Here is a 21,942-nt window from a genome sequence, read left to right as displayed (position 1 = left end):
TTAGGGCTTTTTTGATGAAGGTGTTCTAACACTTCAATCTCTTCTTTTTTTAGGGTTACATATCTCATAATGAGATAAATATACAAATTTAACTACATATAAACAATAAAATACGACATTATTTTATTCTGATTACTTAGTATAGATCATAGTTTATGAATTGGATATTATTTATTAATTGTTTGGCACCGGAAATTCTGTTTCTAACTTCCAATTTAATACGTTGATTTTTTCTTTTAACTCTGTTAGTTTGTAGATTATATCTTCAAAAGAAGGTTTGTTTTCTTCATAAATCATCTGTTCTAACATTATTTTATAGTCTTCCTTCCAGGTTTCTATTACTTCTGGAATAGGAATTGGATTTATTGCTTGTGGATTATGCTCGTTGTAGTTTACTCCGCCTACACGAGTAAATTTGTGCCTATGCACTACAATGGTTTCATACAATTCTTTATCATTTATTGCTTTTTCAGCATATTCTGTATTTGATAAATGATAAATATCGTATAAATGACGACTTAATCTTGTTACTCGTATTTTATCTATAGGGCGATGAAATTCTTCATGCAATAGAAATATTTTTTCTAGAAAAGTACGTTCCGGATTGACTGTTTGTACCTCAATGTGTTGTTGTGCAAATTCCATTTCTGGATATTCTTCATCTATCAACGATCTAAACGTTTTAGTAGTAAATGGTTCTCTCAACGAACGGCAACTAATTTCTATTTGAATTCTGGGTTCTAAGTATCCTGGTGATTCTATTACTTCAGGATAATACAAATAGATTTTAACTGGATCCTCTTCTGCATTGTCTGTTTTTTCGATATCCCAATTAATTTTAGTAATTCCTTTTTCTTGGAATCTTTTTTGTAATTCGGGATAAAACACATTTACCATATAATCATTAGAAACCGCTCTTAGTTTTTCAATTTGACGTTTAGATAAAGCCCCTTCAAAACCAAAAAAACGTCTATCTATGGCTAAATCTATGTCTTCTGAGAAACGTTCTATCAAATTCCATGCTTTGCTTAATGAAGTCCCTCCTTTAAACACTAAATGATTGGCAATTTCCATTTCAAAAATAACTGTTAAGGCTTGAACTACCCACCAATCTTTTTCTACAGCAAATGGAGCCATTCCTGTTTTTTCGGCTATTTGTATGTATGCGTTTCTTTTTGTACTATCTGGAATTGCAAACCACTTATCCATCTTTGTTTGTATTTATTGCTTGACGCATTATTACTCTAATCCACTCTGGTGCTAAACGAATGTCGTGTTCTAGCCTGTAAGGTTCTTCTTTGGCTAACTGATTTAAAATTATTTTTGTTTCTGATTCGGTTACGTTGTCTTTTCCTATTTCTTTTAAAGCTTGAATTACTAAGCTGCTAATTTTTCCGATGGCTGCTAAATTTTTAGGAGTCGCTTTTTTGAATACTATTTTTCTTCTGCCCAAATCTATTTTTCTTGCGGCACCATCTGTTAGATACACGACATTCATAGGTACTTGCGTTGATAATCCTAAAGCATTTAATGCTAATACACCTGTTGGAACAATACGAGCTTTGTCTCTTTTTGCAATAGCTTGAGCAATAGCTTCCGTGCTTGGTTTTACAGGTCCTAACATAGGATCTATTTCCAAACGGGAATAAATGCCACGTGCCACTCTAGAAATCTCGTTTGTTTCTACCATTCTTTCCAATGCTTTTGCAACGGCTTTTGCTGTACCAAAAGAGATGAAATCTTCGATAAAAAACAGCGAACCCCTCTTGGCTTTTTTTATTTTATTAATTACTTTGTTGTCAATACTTTGCATGTATTTTTGTGTTTTATTTTGTCGCAAATATAGTATATTTTTGCGACAATTTTAGTTTTATTATTGTAACAAAATAAGGAATTATTTGTTACAGAAAACTTTATTACCTGTCATAAATTTCGATAAGATTTGTGACAAGAATTTAATTTATTGTTCCAAAATTTACTTTGTAAGTTCATCTATTTTAATTAGCCAACTTTTTATTTCTCCTTTTGGATCTCTCTTCCTTATTCTATCTGCATTCATATAACTAAAAGCTTTTTCTGAAAGATACTTTTTGGCTGTGTTTTCTTTCATAATATCATCAAATTTCATCTTAGCAAAGTCTATTATCGTAGGGCGTTATGTTGAAAAGCTAGGGGAGGTGCAGGATGGAAAAACGTATATTTTGATTACCAAAAATCAAGGGATGGTTTATAAGCGTTTGAATAAAAATAAAAAGAATGCTTTTGTCTTGGAATCGGATAACCGTTTTTATCCCAATTTTGAAGTTAAGTTTTCTGAAATTCTAGAGATATGGGAGTTCGTATGTAATATAGGCCGCACAGATAAGAAAGAAGCTGTTACCGAAATTGATGGTTTGAAAGCCATTTTAATGGAGTTGAAAAGGGAGGTGCAGGAGATTATGGAGCAGAGGGTTTCTTGAGTTAAGTAGTGAGGTTTAAAAGTTTAAGGTTGTTTAATTGTTTAATCGTTTAATCGGTTATGGGGTGTGGTTTGTTGTTTAAGAGTTTAAGGTTTAAGGTTGTTTAATCGGTTGTGGGGTGTGGGTTGTTGTTTAAGAGTTTAAAGTTTAAGGTTGATTAATCGGTTATGGGGTGTGGGTTGTTGTTTAAGAGTTTAAAGTTTAAGGTTGTTTAATCGGTTGTGGGGTGTTGTTTGAAAGTTTAAGGTTGTTTAAGGTTTAAGGTTGTTTAAGCTTGTAAAGGCTTCTCGACTGCGCTCGAAGTGACATTATGGGGGTGTAATTGTTTATGGTTTATTGTTTGTAGTTTAATGTAGTTTAAGGTTTTCGGTTGACCCCAGCCCTAAAGGGAGCCGAAAACAGGACGTTTAGGGTTGTTGAGGCTTCTCGACTGTACTTCGACTTCGCTCAGTATAGACTACTCGAAGTGACATTATGGGGGTGTAATTGTTTATGGTTTATTGTTTGTAGTTTAATGTAATTTAAGGTTTTCGGTTGACCCCAGCCCTAAAGGGAGCCGAAAACAGGGCGTTTAGGAGTTTAAAATTGTTTAAAGGTTTAAGGTTTTGGGATAAGGGTTCTCTTTTCTTTTCCCCGTCCCTAAAGGGAGGAAAAGAGAGCGAGATGATTTCGGTTTAAAAGAGTAGGACAGGTCGCGACCTGTCCGTACGGGATTATAGTTTGAATTCTGCCCATAGGGGGTAGTGGTCGGATAGCATGAAGGATAGGGCTTGTTTGGTGAGGCCACGGTTGGATAGGGCGGTTTTGAGGAAGTCGTAATTGCCGCCTGTTATGAATTCTAATGATAGGTTGTTTTTCTTGTTGCTGTTTTGGAACCAAGCGATTTGGTCATAGTATTTGGTTTCATCGAAGATGGAACGGGTTACTTTGTCGTTTTGTAAAGCGGGTGGGATGTACAATCCCTCGGATATAAAGGTTTGATTCAGTAAGTCGCCGCGTTTATCAATGTTGAAATCTCCTAAGGCGATTAGGTTTTGGTGGTAGGCGTTGATGTCGTCTGCCCAACTGGCCAACCATTTGGCTATGCCTTTGAGCTCGGTGATGCGGTCGCTGGAGGTATTGCCGAAAAGGATGTGTAAGGTTACTAAAATAAAGGTTTGGTTTTGTGCTCTAAAGCTGACCGCATAAGGGGAACGCACAAATTGCTTGTCGAGCATTCCTTTGTTGATGGTTTTGGTCCATTCATCTGGAACGACTAATTCGCAGGCTAGACCGGAAAGGTTTACGCGACGGGTATCAAAGAGATAGGCCATTCGTTCGCCATTGCCGACATCACCTTGATTGACGTCTGTAAGGATTAGTGACCAATCTGAACCTAGGACTTTCAGCACATCTCGTAGTCCTTTGAGATTGGCTTTTACTTCCTGGACTGCTATCACATCAAATCGTTTGATAATCTCGGCTATGCACACCAAAGAATGTAAGTCTCTTTTGGGACTGTCTGTAGGGGCGGATGTCCATTTGCGGGTGATGTCTCCAAATCCTCTAATGTTCCAAGTGGCAATGAGTAGGTTTTTTTCTAGTTTTTTGGGTGGTATTTTTAGGTCTAAATCTTCTTTTAGTTCTTTGAGATTGGCTGCTACATCTAGAGGTAATTTATCTTCAATCGTATCCATTGTTTTGTGCTTTGGGTTTGGATATTAAAGATAGGAATTTTGTTTAATTAGCTGAATGATTGAGTGTTAAATAAGTGTTGTGGTTTGAAATGGGGATGGGGATGGGACTGCTCGCGAGCTGTCCGTACTGGGAATATAGCATTCAAATTTGCTAAGCTAGTTTTAATGTGATAATGCTTTGTTACATCGAGTAGCACGGATTGCAAATCCGCGCTATCGGGATAAGTTTCCTTTTTATGAACTTTATGAATTCTAAATCTTTCGTATTGGATATCTCTACGAACTGCGAAATATGCTTTTCCATTAGGTTTAAAAAGATTGGAAACGCTCATTAAAACCTCCGCTTGTTCTCCCGGAAGTAAAACATTCAATACATAAAAACATAAAATAGTATCAGATTTTTCAGTTGGAAATTCTGGAAAATAATGAGGATCATCGCCAATAATTTCAAAACCTTTTTGTTGCAATAATTCAATATCCTTACCAATATCACATCCTAAATTGAGCACTTTGCCAACAATTTTATTTTGATTGTGTAGCATACGAGTTGGAAAGGAAAGTGAGGTTCTTTCTATTGCGGTGAAATGGCTGTTTGGGTTCGGACTATTCATTCATAAATAAAAAACCGTTATTATTTGCAATGGTAATCAATGGTTGAATTGTATTCGAAAATTTTTCTTTTTCAAAAACATTAATATTAGGAAAAATAGAGAGGTATTCTTCTATGTATTTACTTTTAGAATTATGGAGTTTATTGATTTCGAAAGCAGTTTTTTGTAATTCATAAAACTTGTCAAAATGTTTTTCAAAAATTGGAAGTTTATCACCTTTAGAGGAATTTAATTTTTTTTCAATAGGTAATAAATTCCAAATTAAATCATGCGATACAAAAGCATGGGGAATGAAATGATCTAAGGCATAATTTTTATCTTCAAAAATTAACTTTTCACCAGTGAAAATACAGTTTATAACTCCTAATTCTTTAAAAACTATTTTCCAATAGTCATTGGTTTGTTTGGTTAAGCTATTTCTTGTTGCTGGTTTTATAAGTTTATTAGGTATATCTGGAACATTGGGATTACGTGTTTGAAGAAATAATGCTAAATTCCAATAACAATAGTCTTTTAAAACTTTTGCATTTGATTTTAAATAGGAAACCCAAATTGGATTTATCTGAATGAAATCTTTGTGTAACCTATACAAACAATCATTTTTAAATAATTGTGAATCTGTATAAATTCTTTTTTTTTGTTGACCGTCAGTTTCGTTGTTGAATTTCGGAAACCAAGGTGTTAAGAACCAATGTGGAACATTTTTGTCAAAGTGTAGCAATTGATAGATGGTTTCCTTGTTGTTTGAATGTTCTAAACAATAATCTAGGTTTGCTTTTTTTTCATCAATAGTTAGATTTTCTTCTTTCAAAATTTTCTCTACTGCCATTTGCAAATTGTCTTGTTTTCCGAATGAGATATGGAAATAATTGATGGTATACCAAGAATTACTAATCATTCTTGAGAATATCTTTCGCTTTGGAATTTCAAAACTACCTTCTTCCACTAATTCAATCAAAGACAATAACCAATAAAATTTATAGGTTGCGGAAGTGTTTCCAAATACTGAAGCTAATTTGTTTGTGGGTAAATTAGTAGAAAATGGTAGGTTCATAGCTAAGTTTTTGACTTTCTATAGGTTCTAATATATCTGATATAAATAAGGCAACATTGCTTGCAACACTCTTAAGTCAACTTTAGTTGCGCTTGCATTATCTAAATAGTTAATTAGCATAAACATTATTTGAATTACAATAATACAAAAAAGCAATGGAAAGAAAGCTGTGGGAAACCGTAAAATGTATGAAAATATCGTAGTATTTGATGCGTTTTGATGTTGCTTGAGGTACTTTGAATGGTTTTTATAGGGTTAGGGTTAGGGTTTGGGTTAAAGTTGTTGTGAGTTGTGGGTTATGGGTTTGAGGTTGTTTAAAGGTTTAAAGTTGTTTAAAGGTTTAAGGTTGTTGTGAGTTATGGGTTTGAGATTGTTTAAAGGTTTAAGAGTTTAAAATTTTAAGGTTTAAAGGTGTTGAAAATCGGTGTGAGTTGATTGCCTTGGAATAGGGAAGGGGGGCGTAACGTATAATTTGAGCTATAAACAAAAAAGCCTGTAAATCCTACGATTTACAGGCTTTTGCTCTGATTTGAAATTGTAAAAGTGGAGTCGCCGAGAATCGAACTCGGGTCCAAACAAGCAACTAAAAGGCTTTCTACACGCTTATTTCCTGATTGGGTTTTCGATGTTGAGCTAGGTCAGAAACAACCACTCAACACTTATCTTCTTAGTTTCGAAATCCACCCGAAGCTTATGGAAATCTAGGTTTATTTTTACGGTTCCCCTGTACTGACCGCCACAAACCAAGGCTTTCAAGGAGAATCCAGCTTTCCTACCTTGTAGGAACGTGGCGCAATCGTACTATAATTCGGATTATGCAGCTAAAGCGTAGTTATTTTCGCCGTGTAAAAGTGTGAGATCTTATATTTACGAGCAAGGTCTCAATGCTCGACGTGCTTACTTTTCAATTCGACTTGCTGTCAAAACCAGTCGACCCCATTTATTGGACTGCAAATATAGGGTATTATTACACAAAAAAAAACAGTAAGTTTCATTTGATGGTCAATAAGTAGTAATGATTTAGGAACCAGACTTCTATTTTCGAAAAGCTTTAATGTTTCTAGAGACATTAAGGGACAATACTATTCAATCGATAGGTTCTACCCTGAATTGTGTAGGTTTTACTATTTTAATAGTGCTATTTCAACACAAGAAACTTCTATTTTTGAACCATTTAAGGCATTTAAGGTCATATAAGTTTGATAACATACCGCTCATATTTCTCACGCAACTCATCCCTACTATGACGAATTAATAGACTTACATTTATAAAATGGTACATTTTCTCAATTCTTATATGATCTTACATGCCTTATGTGGTTGTTTTTTTGCTTGTGTGTTTATCCACACAGTTGAGGGTAGAACCAATCAATAAAGTTGTTACAATCTTATGCATCAATATGTAATCCAAAAGTAGAGCGTAACAAATCGATCGAAGGATTTAGTTCCTTTAAACGATTATAACGATCTTGATCGTTTAGATTTTTTTTAATTTCTATACTTTCGTTCACAATCACATCAATAGTGATTTCGTGATTGTGCAAATGCCCTTTCAAATGACCTAAAAGTCCGTGTTTTTGACTTTCAAAATCCAGTTTGGAACCTTCGTTTGGTAATTCAATTGTAATTCTTGTACCGTCTAATTTTGGGTCGTTAATCAACAATAACGATTCCATAATTCTATAGCCTTTACTTCCTAATTTTTGGGCATATTTTGTCCATTGCAATAACATTTCGGTTTCTGTAAAAGCTTCTGTAGGAGTATGAACCACTTCTTTTACAATCGATTTACTGCTTTCTTCTAAGGCTTTTTTGGCACGAATACTCGATAACGAAAATGCCGAAATTTTAGGTTCGTCTGTACTTAAAACAGGTGCTATAGGTGCTGCAATTACTGGTTTTTCTACTATAACTTCTGTGTTTTGAGTTGTTTCAGTTGGTTGTGGAGCAACTACAGGAGTTTCAGGTGTAGTAGCAATAGCAGGTTTTACTACTTCGGTTATCGAATAGTCATTTCTACGGTAATAAGTAGGTGGAATTATGAAAGACTCAGCTTTTTTTTTTCTCCATCAAAAGTGATAGAGGCCAATTGCATCAAACAAAGTTCGACAAGTAAGCGCTGATTCTGACTGACTTTGTATTTCAAATCATAGTCATTGGCAATTTCGATTCCTTTTAATAAGAAGTCGGCACTGCATTTTTGAGCTTGTACACCATAAAGTTGTTGCGCTTGTTCTCCCATTTCTAACAAACTTAGGGTAGAAGGCGTTTTCGCCACCAACAAATCTCTAAAGTGAGACGCTAAGCCCGATACAAAATGATGCGCATCAAAACCTTTGGATAAAATAGTATTGAAAGCCAACAACAAATCTGGAATTTTATTCTCCAAAACCAAATCGGTAATATTGATGTAGGTTTCGTAGTCTAAAACATTTAGATTTTCGGTTACGGCTTGTCTTGTCAAGTTCGAACCACAAAAAGAAACCACACGGTCAAAAATAGACAACGCATCACGCATCGCCCCATCGGCTTTTTGAGCAATAATGTGCAGCGCATCATCTTCAAATTGAATCCCTTGACTTTCGGCAACATCAGCCAAGTGTTCTTTGGCATCTTTTACCGTAATACGTTTGAAATCAAAAATCTGACAGCGAGACAAAATCGTTGGAATGATTTTGTGTTTTTCTGTAGTAGCCAAAATAAAAATGGCGTGTTTTGGTGGCTCTTCTAATGTTTTCAAGAAAGCATTAAACGCCGCCGATGACAACATATGCACCTCGTCGATGATGTACACTTTGTATTGTCCGGTTTGTGGAGGGATTCGAACTTGGTCAATCAAATTTCGAATATCGTCCACCGAGTTGTTCGAAGCGGCATCCAACTCAAATACGTTGAACGCAAAATCTTCTTCGGGGTCATCATAACCGGGTTGATTAATTTTACGCGCCAAAATTCTAGCGCAAGTCGTTTTTCCCACACCACGAGGCCCCGTAAACAACAAAGCCGAAGCCAAATGGTTGTTTTCTATAGCATTCAGTAGCGTATTGGTAATCGCTTTTTGACCTACAACATCCTTAAATGTTTGCGGGCGATATTTACGTGCAGATACTATAAATTGTTCCATTGTTGTCCTATGATTCGAAAGCAAATATAGCTTTTTTGTTTATTTCTTGATGTTCAAAATGGTTTATTTGCAAAAAATCTTTTCATTTTTTGAATATCCCATTGACAATCAAAATAATGATGCAGCAAACGATATTCTAGCCGATTTTTCTATCGCATCCTTATAATCTGAATGATGATTAGGAGCAGTAATTCCCGCTATAATTCACGAGTCGTCCTGCTTTCCGCTATATCTTTTTTAGGTCACAGGTTACAAAAACCTGCGACCTAAAAAAGGATGCCGCTGCAATCAGGGCTAGATAAGTACTTCTCTTTTTTATAACTCGTTTACAATCTATTTTAATAAACTAAAATTCAGAATGAAACCAGTTAGTAGTTCTTCCGCAAAGTAAATCGTCCTTAGAAAATTGACTTTAACAAGGAAATCAAGTTTAAAAAAGTTACTTTTGCACCGCAGACCGCCTTATCGTCGTCCCGATGTATCGGGAGGGAGGAAAGTCCGGACACCACAGAGAAGCATAGCGGGTAACACCCGTCGGTTTGGTCTTTACGGACTAGATTAGGACAAGTGCAACAGAAAGTATGTACAGGTAATGCTGTAGTGAAACCAGGTAAACTCTATGCGGTGAAATATCAAGTATATCAGCATTTAAGGGCTTCTCGTTCGTTGCTGAAGGGTAGATAGCTTGAGCTTATGAGTAATTGTAAGTCTAGATAAATGATAAGGCTCCGATTTTTCGGAGACAGAATCCGGCTTATAGGTCTGCATTTTTTTTATTCTTCTCTGAATTCTGTAGGTTTTACTATTTCAAATAGTTTTAAAAAAACTTGTTTTTGAACCATTTAAGGCATTTAAGGTCATATAAGTTTCATAAATATACTGCACTTATTTTTACATACCTTTTGCTAACTTTAATGCAACTAAACAATCAACGTACTTTTATAAATAGGTAATTGGTCCATTTTTTCCATTCTTATTATGACCTTACATAATCTTATATGGTTGTTTTTTTTGTTTGTGTGAGTATCTAAATAGTTTAGGGTAGCACCAAAAAAAAGCCTTTGCTTAGCAAAGACTCTATATTTTTATTCTTCTTCTGAATCGGTTACTTCGAAATCGTCATCATCTAACTCTTCTTCTTCATCAGTATTGTTGAATTCAAAAAAGCTAAAAAACGAACCACCATAACTTTTTTGAAACGAAAAATTATCCAAATGCTCCATTTTGGTGTATTTAGAATGCTCGATAATCATCATTCCTTCTTCGTTGAGTAAGTTTTTTTCAAAAACCAAAAGCACCACTTTTTCAAAAGTAGCTTGGTCCAAACCGTAAGGCGGGTCTGCAAAAATAATATCGTAAGTGGTTTTGCAGTTTTCTAAAAACTTAAACACATCGCTCTTGGTTGCCGCAATCGTAAAATCATATTCGGCAGCGACTTGTTTGATGAATTTTACACAACCAAAATCACCATCCACCGAAGTAATTGGATAACTCCCTCTTGAGGCAAATTCGTAACTTATGTTTCCGGTGCCAGAGAATAAATCCAATACTTTCAATCCTTCAAAACTAAAATGATTGTTCAACACATTGAATAAAGCTTCTTTACTCATATCTGTAGTGGGACGCACAGGAAGGTTTTTTGGCGGTTGAATGCGTCTTCCTTTGTATTTTCCTGAAATGATTCTCATGAGTTGAATAGTATAAAATGTTGTCTGTTGATGGCTTCTGAAAAAGAATTACTGCGTTGCAAACTGCTCACATCAAAAAGAGAAATGTTTCGGATGTATTGGTAAGCTAGTTGGTAGTAAGGGCTTTCTTCGTTAATATTTCCCATAATTTCCAATGGAAAATTTTCTGGATTTAAACTCAATTGCTCGGCTGTAAAGAGAATGTAATACAAGAAATCTTCGGGTGTGGCGTATTCAAAGGAATTGAAAAGCAATAATTGCTGGTTCTGCACCACTATAATTTCAAAATGACCGGTATTGAAATGAACGACCATTTTTTTATTGTCATTATTCTTAGACGCTTCTAAAATTTTGGTGACCAAAATACTGTTGGCGTGCTTGTAATCAAAGGACCCAAATTGGTCAATAAAGAAATTATTAATATTCACATACGGAATGTAAACGGTATTCATTTCGTAATTGGCAATGGTATCGTAAGCAAAAAAATCGGTTTCGAACACTTTGGTGTTGTATTGCAAATAGCTTCCTAAATAATTTTCATCAAATAGGGCAGTGGGCACAAACGTAGATAACGTATTGTTGTGAATGACTACGATTTCATCATAGGTATCCTTTAATTCTGGAAAATCGCTAAAAGCGTCGGCAAAAAGTTCTTCGATTTTGGTCGCTTTATGAAAGGTATCAAAATGAACTTCGTTGTAAGAAAGGATTTTTTTATTTAAAGTGTCGAAACAACAAAAAGACAAACCTGTCAATGATACTTGAAGTGCTAATTTTTTGTATTTTTTTTCGGTGATACTCATCTTTTTTTGCTTTTTTCGACTACGCAAACTTACAAATTTTAATAGCAATAACAATAGCCAATTTCAAGGTGTAATGGAATCTTAATGGTAATTCTAACCCATTAGGTGAAATTCAAAAAAATAAAAAACTTAACCACATAGAGCCATAGATTAATAGCAAAATCAACATAGAAAAAAAATAGAAATAGCACTATTTCTCACAATAGATGAGCTATGTGAATAGTAAAACGTCTATTTGTTACTCTTAAAAACTATAGTTTCTATGATTCTATGTGGTAAATAATAATTTCACTCAACGGGTTAATTATAAAATAAAATTACAGCATTTGTGGCTGTGACAAAAATGAAATTGCCTTTGAAAATTGTCTATGCAATGGAAAACTTTCCGTTACTTTGCATCCAAATTTCACTCCATGAATTCCTCTCAATTTTATAGTTTTTTACAGAAAAATTTTCCTTTTCAGCCTACGTACCAACAGGATATTTTTTTTCAGAAAATTGCTATTTTTCTAACTGAAATTGAGAACAATACCATTTTTGTCTTAAAAGGTTACGCAGGAACGGGAAAAACTACGGTAATTTCAACTCTTGTGAATAGTTTGATAGGTATCAACAAAAAAGCCGTTTTATTAGCGCCAACGGGTCGAGCAGCCAAAGTAATCGCCAATTATTCTGAAAAACCAGCTTTTACGATTCACAAGAAAATCTATTTTCCTAAAAAAACATCTGGAGGTGGTGTTTCTTTTACCTTGCAACCCAACAAACATAAAAACACTATTTTTATTGTCGATGAAGCTTCTATGATTTCTGATACCAATTCGGATTCGAAATTATATGAAAATGGTTCACTCTTAGATGATTTGATTTCGTATGTGTATTCGGGAACTAACTGCAAGATGATTCTTTTGGGAGATACTGCACAGTTACCTCCAGTAAATTTAGATATTAGTCCCGCTTTGGATATTGATACTTTATCCCTTCATTATAATAAAGAAATTGACCATATCGAACTCGATGAAGTGATGCGTCAAGAAGAAAGCTCGGGTATTTTATATAATGCAACTGCTTTACGTGAATTACTAAACGATGCTTTTGTGACCGAGTATCAATTTGATTTGAAAAAGTTCAAGGATATCGTCCGACTTGTGGATGGATACGACATTCAAGATGCGATTCATTCGGCGTATAGTAATTATAGTATTGAGGATACCGCCTTTATTGTGCGTTCCAACAAAAGAGCGAATCAGTACAACGAACAAATTCGCGCCAAAATATTAGATAAAGAAAGTGAATTGGCCACGGGCGATTTCTTGATGGTGGTTAAGAACAATTACTTTTGGTTGAAAGATTCTGACGAAGCTGGTTTTGTAGCCAATGGTGATATTATTGAAGTATTAGAGATATTCACAATCAAAGAATTGTACGGTTTTAAATTCGCGAAAGTCAAAATCCGAATGGTCGATTATCTCAACCAAAAACCTTTGGAAACCGTTTTATTATTGGATACCATAAAAAGCGAATCTCCATCTTTGACTTATGAAGAATCGAACAGATTGTACCAAGAAGTAATGAAAGATTACGAAGGCGAGACCAAATACAAGCAGTTTCAAAAAGTCAAAAACAACGAGTATTTTAATGCGCTTCAGGTTAAATTTTCCTATGCCATCACTTGTCATAAATCGCAAGGTGGACAGTGGAATACCGTTTTTATAGAACAGCCGTATTTGCCTAACGGAATCAACACCGATTATATTCGCTGGTTGTACACCGCAATGACACGTGCCAAAAATAAGTTATATTTGATAGGATTTAAAGACGATAGTTTTGTAGACTAAATTTGAAATGAAACAAAAAATAGCACATATCGCTTTGTTAGTCGCTGATTATGATGAAGCCATTTCGTTTTACGTAGATAAATTGCATTTTGATTTGATTGAAGATACTACCTTGTCTGAAACTAAGAGATGGGTTTTAGTAGCCCCCAAAGGAAGCCAAGAATTTAGTTTATTGTTAGCCAAAGCCGATGGTGTTATTCAAAAACAAAGTATCGGCAATCAATCGGGTGGGCGTGTTTTCTTGTTTTTAAATACAGACAATTTTGATAGAGATTATCAGAATTTAATGGATAATGATATTGAGATTGTTCGCGAACCCAAGACAGAAGAGTATGGTAAAGTTCTTGTATTTAGAGACATCTACGGAAATCTATGGGATTTAATTGAACGTAATAACTAATCCTGATGCAGAGTATAAATGATTTCCACAAAATAGTTAGTTCTTTTTCGACTACCGAAAAGATGCCAGTTTTGTTTTTAGGACACGGAAGCCCAATGAATGCCATCGAAGAAAATCAGTTTGTTACTGGTTTTCGCAATTTGTCTAAAAACTTGCCTAAACCCAACGCAATTTTGTGTGTCTCGGCTCATTGGTATACCAAAGGTTCAAAAGTTACCGCTATGGAAATGCCGAAAACCATTCACGATTTTGGTGGTTTCCCGAAAGAGTTGTTTGAGGTACAATATCCCGCTCACGGAAGTCCTGAATTAGCTTCTTTTACTCAAGAATTATTGCTTCCGACAGCGGTAGAATTAGACCATCATTGGGGATTGGACCACGGCGCTTGGAGTGTAATTAAACATTTATATCCAAAGGCTGATATTCCTGTCATTCAATTGAGTATAGATTATTCAAAACCCGCTGAATATCATTTTCAATTGGCGCAACAATTGAGTAGTTTGCGTCAAAAAGGTATTTTAATTATTGGTAGTGGTAACATCATTCATAATTTGCGTTTGGTCGATTTTTATAATTTTGAGAAAGATGATTATGGCTATGATTGGGCTATAGAAGCTAGAGCTACCATTAATTCACTTTTACTAGATGGCAATTTTCAACCATTATTGGAGTATGAAAAACAAAGTCAAGCGTTTCAATTGGCTATTCCAACTCCCGAGCATTTTTTGCCTTTAATCTATACCTTGGGCTTAAAAGACAAAAGCGAAGAAATACAATTATTCAATGACAAATTAGTAGCGGGTTCGTTAAGCATGACTTCGGTGCAAATTGGCTAAAGTTGCTAATTGACTTTAAAAGAAAGGATTTTATATCTTTGTTTAGTCAAAATTTAAATTAAAAAAACTTCATATACTAGTGCCTTTACGGCAAAAAATAAAACAATGAAAATAATAGCAGTAATACCAGCGAGATACGCATCAACCCGATTTCCAGCAAAATTAATGCAAGATTTAGGTGGAAAAACAGTAATTAGAAGAACTTATGAAGCCGCCATTGACACCCAACTTTTTGATGATGTGTTTGTGGTAACCGACTCCGATTTGATTTATAATGAAATTGTAGCAAATGGCGGAAAAGCCATTATGAGTATCAAAGAACATGAGTCGGGTAGTGACCGTATTGCAGAAGCAGTTGAAAACCTAGACGTTGATGTCGTGGTCAATGTGCAAGGCGATGAACCATTCATAAATGCCGAGCCTTTAGCTAAAGTCATTGAAGTGTTTAAAAATGACACGAATCAACAGATAGATTTGGCTTCCTTGATGCGAGAAATTACAAATGAAGATGAAATTAATAATCCCAACAATGTAAAAGTTGTGGTAGATCAAAATGGTTTTGCATTATACTTTTCACGTTCTGTAATTCCTTATCCAAGAGAAATTAATTTAGGAGTGAGGTATATGCAACATATCGGTATTTACGCTTTTAGAAAACAAGCCTTATTAGATTTTTATAGTTTGCCAATGAAATCTCTAGAAGCTTCTGAAAAACTAGAACAGTTACGTTATTTAGAATTTGGGAAACGAATCAAAATGGTTGAGACAACGCACGTAGGCATTGGTATAGACACCGTTGAAGATTTGGAAAAAGCTAGGCTATTATTAGGACAATCATAAGATTCTGATGGATAATACTAAACTTTAAATTAATGCAAGCGCTGAATTAAAATCAATTCATTATGTCTTTCAATTCTGGGAATTGAATTGATTTTAAAATTGGCATTATCAAAATTAGCAATGAATTTTTTATTTCTATCATTATCGGCTTCTTTGAGTATCATGGTATTAAAAAGAATAAATCCATTTTTTTTTAAAAGGGAAGCAGTATGATTGATGAAAAACGTTTCAAACAAAAAATTAGGCATTTGTACATCTTGAAAAACATCAATGATAATAAGGTTGTATTGATCTTTACATCGTAAAACAAATTCAAAAGCATCTTGGATGTGAATTTCTAAATTTGGAATTTCATTAAGCTGAAAGTAAGAATTGGCTACTTCAATAATGGTAGGGTCGATTTCTACCCCTGTGATTTGACCTCTAAATTCAATTTCATCAACCAAGGTTTTGATTACACTCCCACCAGCGACACCAAGTACTAAAACATTTTCCATCGATTGAATGGTGTTGAAACCAATTTTTCGCAAACCTATTCTCAGAATGCGTTGTAAACTTCCATAGGAATAGTTGGTGTTTTCGGAATCAATCAGTAGCTCGCCATTAGTCCACGTAACCTCAATGGACTTACTAACAGCCGATTTCGATTTGTAGATATTAATAGGAATAAAATAACTAAAAAGTTTTTTTAGCATTTGAAATGGAATTTTATCAAAAATACCATTTTAATCATTTATTTTGCTGCATATTTTGAAAAATCAATGAAAAAGCAAATCTACAAATGGATCTTTTTTGACCTCATGGGCTGGAAGATTGTCGGCAGTATTGAAAAAGAGGTGAAAAAATGCGTTATGATGGTCATGCCTCATACTAGCAACCATGATTTTTATTTGGGTGTTTTTACCAGAGGAATAGTAGGTTTGGAAATGAATTGGATTGGAAAGAAAGAACTTTTTACTTTTCCATTCAATTATTATTTCAAGTATATGGGAGGGGAACCTTTGGATAGAACAGGAGGTTTGAATAAAGTCGAAGCCATAGCAGCTATATTTAAGCGAAGAGATGTATTTCGTTTGGCCGTTGCGCCTGAAGGAACACGTAAAAAAGTTGATCAACTCAAAACAGGCTTTTATTATATTGCATTAAAAGCTAATGTACCAATTATTCCTGTTGCTTTTGATTTTGGAAAAAAAGAGGTGAATTTGGGAAATCCTTTTTTACCAACAGGAAATTATGAAGAAGATTTGAATGTTCTAAAAAGACATTTCGATGGAGTAGAAGGAAAAATTCCTGAGAACGGATATAGCAATTGGTAGGTTGCTGAGATTTCCATATTTCAAAAAAATATTTTTTTAATTCAAAAAAACGCAATTTTTTTTAATCGTGATTAAAAATGGTAAAAGTTCCGTTTTTATAAAAAAATACAATTTTAGCTACTTCATCATTAAAGGGATTGTTTTCGGAAAAGTTGGGTTTTCTGTTTTTGTCATTGTCTATTAATTCGGGCAATGGCTTTTTTTCAAATTCTGAGAAAAGATCTACGATTTCATTTTCGGAGGGAGCAGGGGTAAAGTGATGTTCTAAATTATTATGCTTCTCTTTTGGAAAATTCCCTTTTCCAATCAAAATCCAATATAAATCTACATCAGGAAAAGCCTCAATAATTTTTAAAATAAAATCGAGACTAGGCTTGTTTCTACCCGAAAGGAGGTGGGACAAACTAGAACGTTGCACTCCGATTTTGTCTGCAAAACTAGCAGCATTCATGCTGTAATATTCCAATAGGTATTCTAGTCTTTTGATGAAATCTTCTATGTTTACCATTGTAAATTAATGTATTTATAATGAGATTTACAAATGTAACTAATTTAATAATGAAATCAAAATTGAGTTTAATGATGGTTTATAATTATAGGTATTCGCTAAAGTTATTATTGACTAAAAATAACGTAAGTAATTGATTTTTAAATCACAAAGCAATAATTATTTATGTTTATTAAATTGAACTTTAACTACGTGTTTCAAAAGCTAATTGAATCAAACGCTTTGTTTACAAAACTAAATTTCAAACAAAATTAACAAATTACAATTGTAAATTTAAAGATGTTTACTTTTGTGAATCAAAAATTAAAACTATGGAAGCGTTAGAATTATTCCTTCAGTTCAAGGAACAATCAATACAAGGGAGGTATTTAACTTTAGAAGCAATTTTGCCTATTTTAGAAAAACATAATGCCGATAATCAATTAAAACATGTTGGGAATTCGGTACAACAAAAACCAATTTATACCTATCAAATTGGATCTGGAAAAACTAAGATTTTTTTATGGTCGCAAATGCATGGGAACGAAAGCACAACTACAAAAGCGCTTTTGGATTTTATTAATTTTCTCAATAGTGATATCGAATTGGCTACAATGCTTTTGGAAGACTTTACTTTTTTAGCTATTCCTATTTTGAATCCCGATGGCGCGGCTTTATACACTCGTGAGAATGCGAATAAAGTAGATTTAAACCGTGATTCTCAAGATTTAACGCAACCTGAGAGTACTACCTTGAGAGGTGTTTTTGAAGTTTTTCAACCAGATTATTGTTTTAATCTTCATGATCAAAGAACTATTTTTGGTGTTGCAGCTACTGGAAAACCAGCTACAGTCTCTTTTTTGGCGCCTTCGTATAACGAAGCGAGAGAGATTAATGTTACACGATTAAAAGCGATTCGGGTAATTGAAAACATAAATACTATTTTACAGAATTATATTCCAGGTCAAGTAGGGCGTTTTGATGACTCTTTTAATATCAATTGCATTGGAGATACCTTTCAATATTTGGGAGTGCCAACAATTTTGTTTGAAGCAGGTCATTTTCCTGACGATTATCAAAGGGAAGAAACTAGGAAATTCATCTTCATATCGTTACTTGCAAGTTTTACAACACTTTCCGAAAACGATGTAGTTGATAATGAAATCAATCAATATTTGAATATTCCTCAAAATAAAGTCGTATTTTATGATTTTATATGTAAAAATATCAAAATAAATTATGATGGTAATGAAATAATGACGAATTTTGCAGTTCAATATAAGGAAGAATTGATTGATGGGAAAGTTAACTTCATAGGTTACATTGCAGCGATCGATAATCTAGAATCTTATTTTGGTCATTATGTATATGATGCAAAAGGCGCTTTATATTCTGATGATTTAGATAATTTTCCTAAAATTAATCAAATAGCCGATTTTTCATTAGATGGTACGGTTGTTTTTGTTAACGGAATGATAAAAGTTTAGTTTTTTTGTCAATTTGTTGATTTTTTCTTATATTTGCGCACATTCTTGCCTTAAAACAGTAATATTAATTAAAGAATTATGAGTAAATTTCGTTTGGATGAAGTAGATCATCAAATTTTAGATATGTTGATTGATAACACTAGAGTTCCTTTCACAGATATCGCAAAAAAATTATTAATTTCTGCAGGTACTGTACATGTAAGAGTTAAAAAAATGGAAGATGCTGGAATCATTATGGGATCTTCGTTAGTTTTAGATTATGATAAATTAGGGTATTCTTTTATAGCATATGTAGGTGTATTCTTAAATAATACGTCTCAAACTAAATTTGTATTGGAGCGTATTAATGAAATTCCTTTTGTTACGGTAGCTTCTGTGACTACGGGTAAATTTAATATTTTCTGCAAAATTAGAGCCAAAGATACTAAGCATGCTAAAGATGTTATTTTCATGATCGATGATATCGATGGTGTGTACAGAACCGAAACTATGATTTCGTTAGAAGAAAGTATCAACGACAAAAAGCGTTTGATGCATACTATCTTTAAAGAGATGTAATAACTTGAATGCGATATATTTATAGATATAACCTCAAGTTTTCTTGGGGTTTTTTTATGAATTTTCATTTGTAAACCAGTATAAATGTTACATCTGTATCAATTCTATTTTAGGATGTTACATTTTTGTTTTTAAACTAATTAACTACCAATAAACCAAAATAAATTATTTAAGTATTATGTATACCCTTCCTAAAATTGAACGTTTCAATAGAGATGTTCTTTCAAAATACCACATATACAATAGTGTTTTTATAACATTACCTTTCGATTCTGTTGATAATACAGGAGTTTTACTTCCTTTATTTACTGATGTATGTGAAAAAGGATTTAAAAAACAAGAAACGCCAAAAGAAATTGTTGATTTTTTCTCTTCAAAGTATTTGAATGATACAACAGAGGAAGAAGCTATCAATTTAATGTTTCGCTTTATTCAGTATATAGAAAGACAAATAGTTCTTTTCGATGCCATTGAAGATGCGGCTTTTTCTTCAGTTAATAATATGGAAGGTCGCGGGTCATTGCGCGATATAAAAGAAAAAGCTGATGCTAAAAACAAGCAAAAAGAATTGATTTCTTTTTTGGAAAACTTCAATGTCCTAACAGTTTTAACGGCACATCCCACACAATTTTATCCCGGTCCGGTTTTAGGAATCATAAACGATTTAACCGATGCCATTCGTAAAAACGATTTAATTCAAATCAAACAACTTTTAGCACAATTGGGTAAAACACCCTTTATCCAAAATGAAAAACCTAATCCTTTTGATGAAGCCATTAGTTTAATCTGGTATTTAGAGAATGTGTTCTATAATACTTCTGGTGAAATGGTGCATTATTTGGAGAAAAATGTTTTTAACGGAACTACCATTCAAAATCCATTAATTAAGTTAGGTTTTTGGCCAGGTGGTGATCGCGATGGGAATCCATTTGTGACAACAGAAATTACGTTAAAGGTAGCTGAACGATTAAGAACTTCTATTTTGAAATGTTATTATTTTGAAATTAGAGCGTTAAAAAGAAAGTTAACTTTTTCGGGAGTTGATGTTTTGATTTCGGCCTTAGAACAAAAGTTATATCGCTCCGTTTTTTATTCAAAGGGGGAGCTATTTATTACTTTGGATGAATTCAAAGAACAAATTCATCGAATCAAAACCATTATTATTGAGCAACATCAATCCTTGTATTTAGATGATTTAGAAGCTTTATTGATTCGAGTAAATTTGTTTGGATTTCATTTTGCAACTTTAGATATTAGACAAAATAGTAAAATACATGATGCTGTATTTAAGGATGTTGTAGCATATTACTTAAAGTCAAATACAACAGTTTTTCCAGCGAATTATTTTAGTCTATCAGAAAGTGAAAAGTTTGAAGTTTTAGCAAAGGTCGAAGGAGATTTAAATCCAAATGTTTTTGATAATGTGATCACGAGACAAACTTTAGAATCAATTCAAGCTGTAAAAACTATTCAAGAAAACAATGGGGAATTTGGAGCCAATCGATACATCATTAGTAATAATGAAAGTGCCTTGAATGTTTTGGAAACTTTTGCATTAATAAAATTGAGTAATTGGGAAGAAGCCAGCATTGATATTATTCCTCTTTTTGAGTCTGTTGATGATTTGCAACATGCTCATGAAATTATGGAGAAATTATACACCAATGCTTCTTATGCTGCACATTTAAAACGAAGAGGAAACAAGCAAACCATAATGTTAGGCTTTTCTGACGGAACCAAAGACGGTGGTTATTTAATGGCCAACTGGAGTATTTATAAAGCAAAAGAAGCTTTAACCGAAATATCAAGAAAATACGATGTTAAAGCCATATTTTTTGACGGTAGAGGAGGGCCACCAGCTCGTGGTGGTGGAAAAACACACCAATTTTATGCTTCATTAGGGCCTGAAATTGAAAACAAAGAGATTCAAATTACCATTCAAGGACAAACGATTAGTTCAAATTTTGGAACACTTGATTCTTGCCGTTACAATTTAGAGAATCTTTTAAGTGCTGGTGTAACTAATCAAGTGTTTAATAATTCGAAAAATAAATTATCTGATGAAGATAAAGCAATTTTGGATAAAATGTCTGAGTTAGGATACAAGAAATACCTTGATTTTAAAAATCATCCTAAATTTATTCCTTATTTGGAACAAATGAGTACGCTTAAATATTATGCTAAAACTAATATTGGTAGTCGTCCTTCTAAGCGCAGCGTATCGGAGCATCTAGAGTTTAGTGATTTGAGAGCGATTCCTTTCGTGGGTTCTTGGAGTCAATTAAAGCAAAATGTCCCTGGTTTTTTTGGAGTAGGTACGGCGTTAAAATATTTTGAAGATAATAATGAATGGGATAAAGTGCAAAATTTGTACAAAAGCTCGCTGTTTGTAAAAACGCTTTTAGAAAACAGTATGATGTCTTTGGCAAAATCATTTTTTCCATTGACAGCATACATGCGAAAAGATCCTGAATTTGGGGATTTTTGGCAAATCATTTACAACGAATTTTTAGACACAAAACGTTTATTGCTTAAAATTGCAGGGCATAAAGATTTAATGGAAAATTATCCAGATGGTAAAGCTTCTATTGATATGAGAGAACGTATCGTGTTGCCTTTGTTGACGATACAACAATATGCATTGCTTCGAATTAATGAATTAAATAAAGAAGAACAACCCAATGAAAGCCTTATCAAGGTGTATGAAAAAATTGTAACGCGATCGCTTTTTGGAAATACTAACGCTAGTAGAAACTCAGCTTAAAATC

General features: G+C 33.7%; 21 protein-coding genes and 2 other RNA genes. 10 read left to right on the top strand and 13 right to left on the bottom strand.

The window, feature by feature from the left end; translation table 11 throughout:
- Nucleotides 1–174: 174 nt before the first annotated feature.
- The 3 genes from O9307_RS04480 to O9307_RS04470 form a co-directional block, all read right to left on the bottom strand.
- On the bottom strand, nt 175–1,209 hold the full coding sequence (locus O9307_RS04480; RefSeq protein WP_298295755.1) for a nucleotidyl transferase AbiEii/AbiGii toxin family protein: 1,035 nt from the start codon (nt 1,207–1,209) through the stop codon (nt 175–177).
- Nucleotides 1,202–1,813: a DUF6088 family protein gene (locus tag O9307_RS04475; RefSeq protein WP_298295753.1), complete on the bottom strand. Its 612-nt coding sequence runs from the start codon at nt 1,811–1,813 to the stop codon at nt 1,202–1,204. Before O9307_RS04475 ends, O9307_RS04480 begins: the two co-directional genes overlap by 8 nt.
- Nucleotides 1,814–1,975: 162 nt before the next feature.
- Nucleotides 1,976–2,110: a hypothetical protein gene (locus O9307_RS04470; protein WP_298295751.1), complete on the bottom strand. Its 135-nt coding sequence runs from the start codon at nt 2,108–2,110 to the stop codon at nt 1,976–1,978.
- Between the two features lie 91 nt (nt 2,111–2,201).
- Between O9307_RS04470 and O9307_RS04465 the strand changes: the two genes are divergently transcribed.
- Nucleotides 2,202–2,459, top strand: a complete 258-nt coding sequence (locus O9307_RS04465) for a hypothetical protein (protein ID WP_298295749.1) — start codon at nt 2,202–2,204, stop codon at nt 2,457–2,459.
- A gap of 713 nt (nt 2,460–3,172) precedes the next feature.
- Here the strand turns inward: O9307_RS04465 and O9307_RS04460 are convergent.
- The 6 genes from O9307_RS04460 to dnaX form a co-directional block, all read right to left on the bottom strand.
- Nucleotides 3,173–4,135, bottom strand: a complete 963-nt coding sequence (locus O9307_RS04460) for an endonuclease/exonuclease/phosphatase family protein (RefSeq protein WP_298295747.1) — start codon at nt 4,133–4,135, stop codon at nt 3,173–3,175.
- Nucleotides 4,136–4,182: 47 nt separating this feature from the next.
- Entirely contained in the window at nt 4,183–4,746 is a 564-nt protein-coding gene (locus tag O9307_RS04455) for a methyltransferase domain-containing protein (RefSeq protein ID WP_298295745.1), read from the bottom strand.
- Nucleotides 4,739–5,800 carry an HNH endonuclease domain-containing protein gene (locus O9307_RS04450; RefSeq protein ID WP_298295743.1) on the bottom strand — a complete coding sequence of 354 codons (1,062 nt, stop codon included), beginning with the start codon at nt 5,798–5,800 and terminating at the stop codon, nt 4,739–4,741. The genes O9307_RS04455 and O9307_RS04450 overlap by 8 nt, the downstream gene beginning before the upstream one ends.
- Nucleotides 5,801–6,341: 541 nt before the next feature.
- Nucleotides 6,342–6,738: a transfer-messenger RNA gene (ssrA, locus tag O9307_RS04445) on the bottom strand.
- Between the two features lie 450 nt (nt 6,739–7,188).
- Entirely contained in the window at nt 7,189–7,572 is a 384-nt protein-coding gene (locus O9307_RS04440) for a DNA polymerase III (protein WP_298295742.1), read from the bottom strand.
- A 266-nt stretch (nt 7,573–7,838) separates the two neighbouring features.
- A complete protein-coding gene (dnaX, locus tag O9307_RS04435) occupies nt 7,839–8,924 on the bottom strand; it encodes a DNA polymerase III subunit gamma/tau (RefSeq protein WP_298295740.1) in 1,086 nt (361 codons plus the stop codon).
- A 449-nt stretch (nt 8,925–9,373) separates the two neighbouring features.
- On the opposite strand from dnaX, the gene rnpB reads away from it, so the two are divergent.
- Nucleotides 9,374–9,697: RNase P RNA component class A (gene rnpB, locus O9307_RS04430), an RNA gene on the top strand.
- A gap of 312 nt (nt 9,698–10,009) precedes the next feature.
- On the opposite strand, the gene O9307_RS04425 is transcribed toward rnpB, so the two are convergent.
- Complete coding sequence (locus O9307_RS04425; RefSeq protein ID WP_298295738.1) at nt 10,010–10,612, bottom strand: RsmD family RNA methyltransferase; 603 nt, start codon at nt 10,610–10,612, stop codon at nt 10,010–10,012.
- The gene (locus O9307_RS04420) at nt 10,609–11,415 is read right to left on the bottom strand and encodes a DUF3822 family protein (protein WP_159685496.1); all 807 of its coding nucleotides are present in this window, start codon (nt 11,413–11,415) and stop codon (nt 10,609–10,611) included. The genes O9307_RS04425 and O9307_RS04420 overlap by 4 nt, the downstream gene beginning before the upstream one ends.
- A 413-nt stretch (nt 11,416–11,828) precedes the next feature.
- Between O9307_RS04420 and O9307_RS04415 the strand changes: the two genes are divergently transcribed.
- The 4 genes from O9307_RS04415 (at nt 11,829) to kdsB (ending at nt 15,326) form a co-directional block, all read left to right on the top strand.
- On the top strand, nt 11,829–13,250 hold the full coding sequence (locus tag O9307_RS04415; RefSeq protein WP_298295735.1) for an AAA family ATPase: 1,422 nt from the start codon (nt 11,829–11,831) through the stop codon (nt 13,248–13,250).
- Between the two features lie 7 nt (nt 13,251–13,257).
- Nucleotides 13,258–13,650 (top strand): VOC family protein, encoded by a 393-nt coding sequence (locus O9307_RS04410; protein ID WP_298295733.1) that lies wholly within the window; start codon nt 13,258–13,260, stop codon nt 13,648–13,650.
- A gap of 5 nt (nt 13,651–13,655) precedes the next feature.
- Entirely contained in the window at nt 13,656–14,486 is an 831-nt protein-coding gene (gene ygiD / locus O9307_RS04405; protein WP_298295731.1) for a 4,5-DOPA dioxygenase extradiol, read from the top strand.
- A gap of 105 nt (nt 14,487–14,591) precedes the next feature.
- On the top strand, nt 14,592–15,326 hold the full coding sequence (gene kdsB / locus O9307_RS04400; RefSeq protein ID WP_298295729.1) for a 3-deoxy-manno-octulosonate cytidylyltransferase: 735 nt from the start codon (nt 14,592–14,594) through the stop codon (nt 15,324–15,326).
- 29 nt (nt 15,327–15,355) lie between these two features.
- Here the strand turns inward: kdsB and O9307_RS04395 are convergent, their stop codons facing one another.
- Nucleotides 15,356–16,021 (bottom strand): fused MFS/spermidine synthase, encoded by a 666-nt coding sequence (locus O9307_RS04395; protein WP_298295727.1) that lies wholly within the window; start codon nt 16,019–16,021, stop codon nt 15,356–15,358.
- A 66-nt stretch (nt 16,022–16,087) separates the two neighbouring features.
- Here O9307_RS04395 and O9307_RS04390 point away from each other — a divergent pair, with 66 nt between their 5' ends.
- Entirely contained in the window at nt 16,088–16,642 is a 555-nt protein-coding gene (locus O9307_RS04390; RefSeq protein WP_298295725.1) for a 1-acyl-sn-glycerol-3-phosphate acyltransferase, read from the top strand.
- 61 nt (nt 16,643–16,703) lie between these two features.
- Here the strand turns inward: O9307_RS04390 and O9307_RS04385 are convergent, their stop codons facing one another.
- Nucleotides 16,704–17,150: a helix-turn-helix transcriptional regulator gene (locus O9307_RS04385; RefSeq protein WP_298295723.1), complete on the bottom strand. Its 447-nt coding sequence runs from the start codon at nt 17,148–17,150 to the stop codon at nt 16,704–16,706.
- Nucleotides 17,151–17,461: 311 nt separating this feature from the next.
- On the opposite strand from O9307_RS04385, the gene O9307_RS04380 reads away from it, so the two are divergent.
- From O9307_RS04380 to O9307_RS04370, 3 genes are all read left to right on the top strand, one after another.
- Nucleotides 17,462–18,616, top strand: coding sequence for a M14 metallopeptidase family protein (locus O9307_RS04380; protein ID WP_298295720.1), 1,155 nt, complete (start codon nt 17,462–17,464; stop codon nt 18,614–18,616).
- 78 nt (nt 18,617–18,694) lie between these two features.
- On the top strand, nt 18,695–19,174 hold the full coding sequence (locus O9307_RS04375; RefSeq protein WP_159685266.1) for a winged helix-turn-helix transcriptional regulator: 480 nt from the start codon (nt 18,695–18,697) through the stop codon (nt 19,172–19,174).
- Between the two features lie 178 nt (nt 19,175–19,352).
- The gene (locus tag O9307_RS04370) at nt 19,353–21,938 is read left to right on the top strand and encodes a phosphoenolpyruvate carboxylase (RefSeq protein ID WP_298295717.1); all 2,586 of its coding nucleotides are present in this window, start codon (nt 19,353–19,355) and stop codon (nt 21,936–21,938) included.
- The last annotated feature ends 4 nt before the right edge of the window (nt 21,939–21,942 follow it).

Origin of the sequence: Flavobacterium sp. (genome assembly GCF_027531905.1) — a bacterium.
Lineage (GTDB): Bacteria > Bacteroidota > Bacteroidia > Flavobacteriales > Flavobacteriaceae > Flavobacterium.
This window is presented reverse-complemented; position numbering and strand designations above follow the sequence as displayed.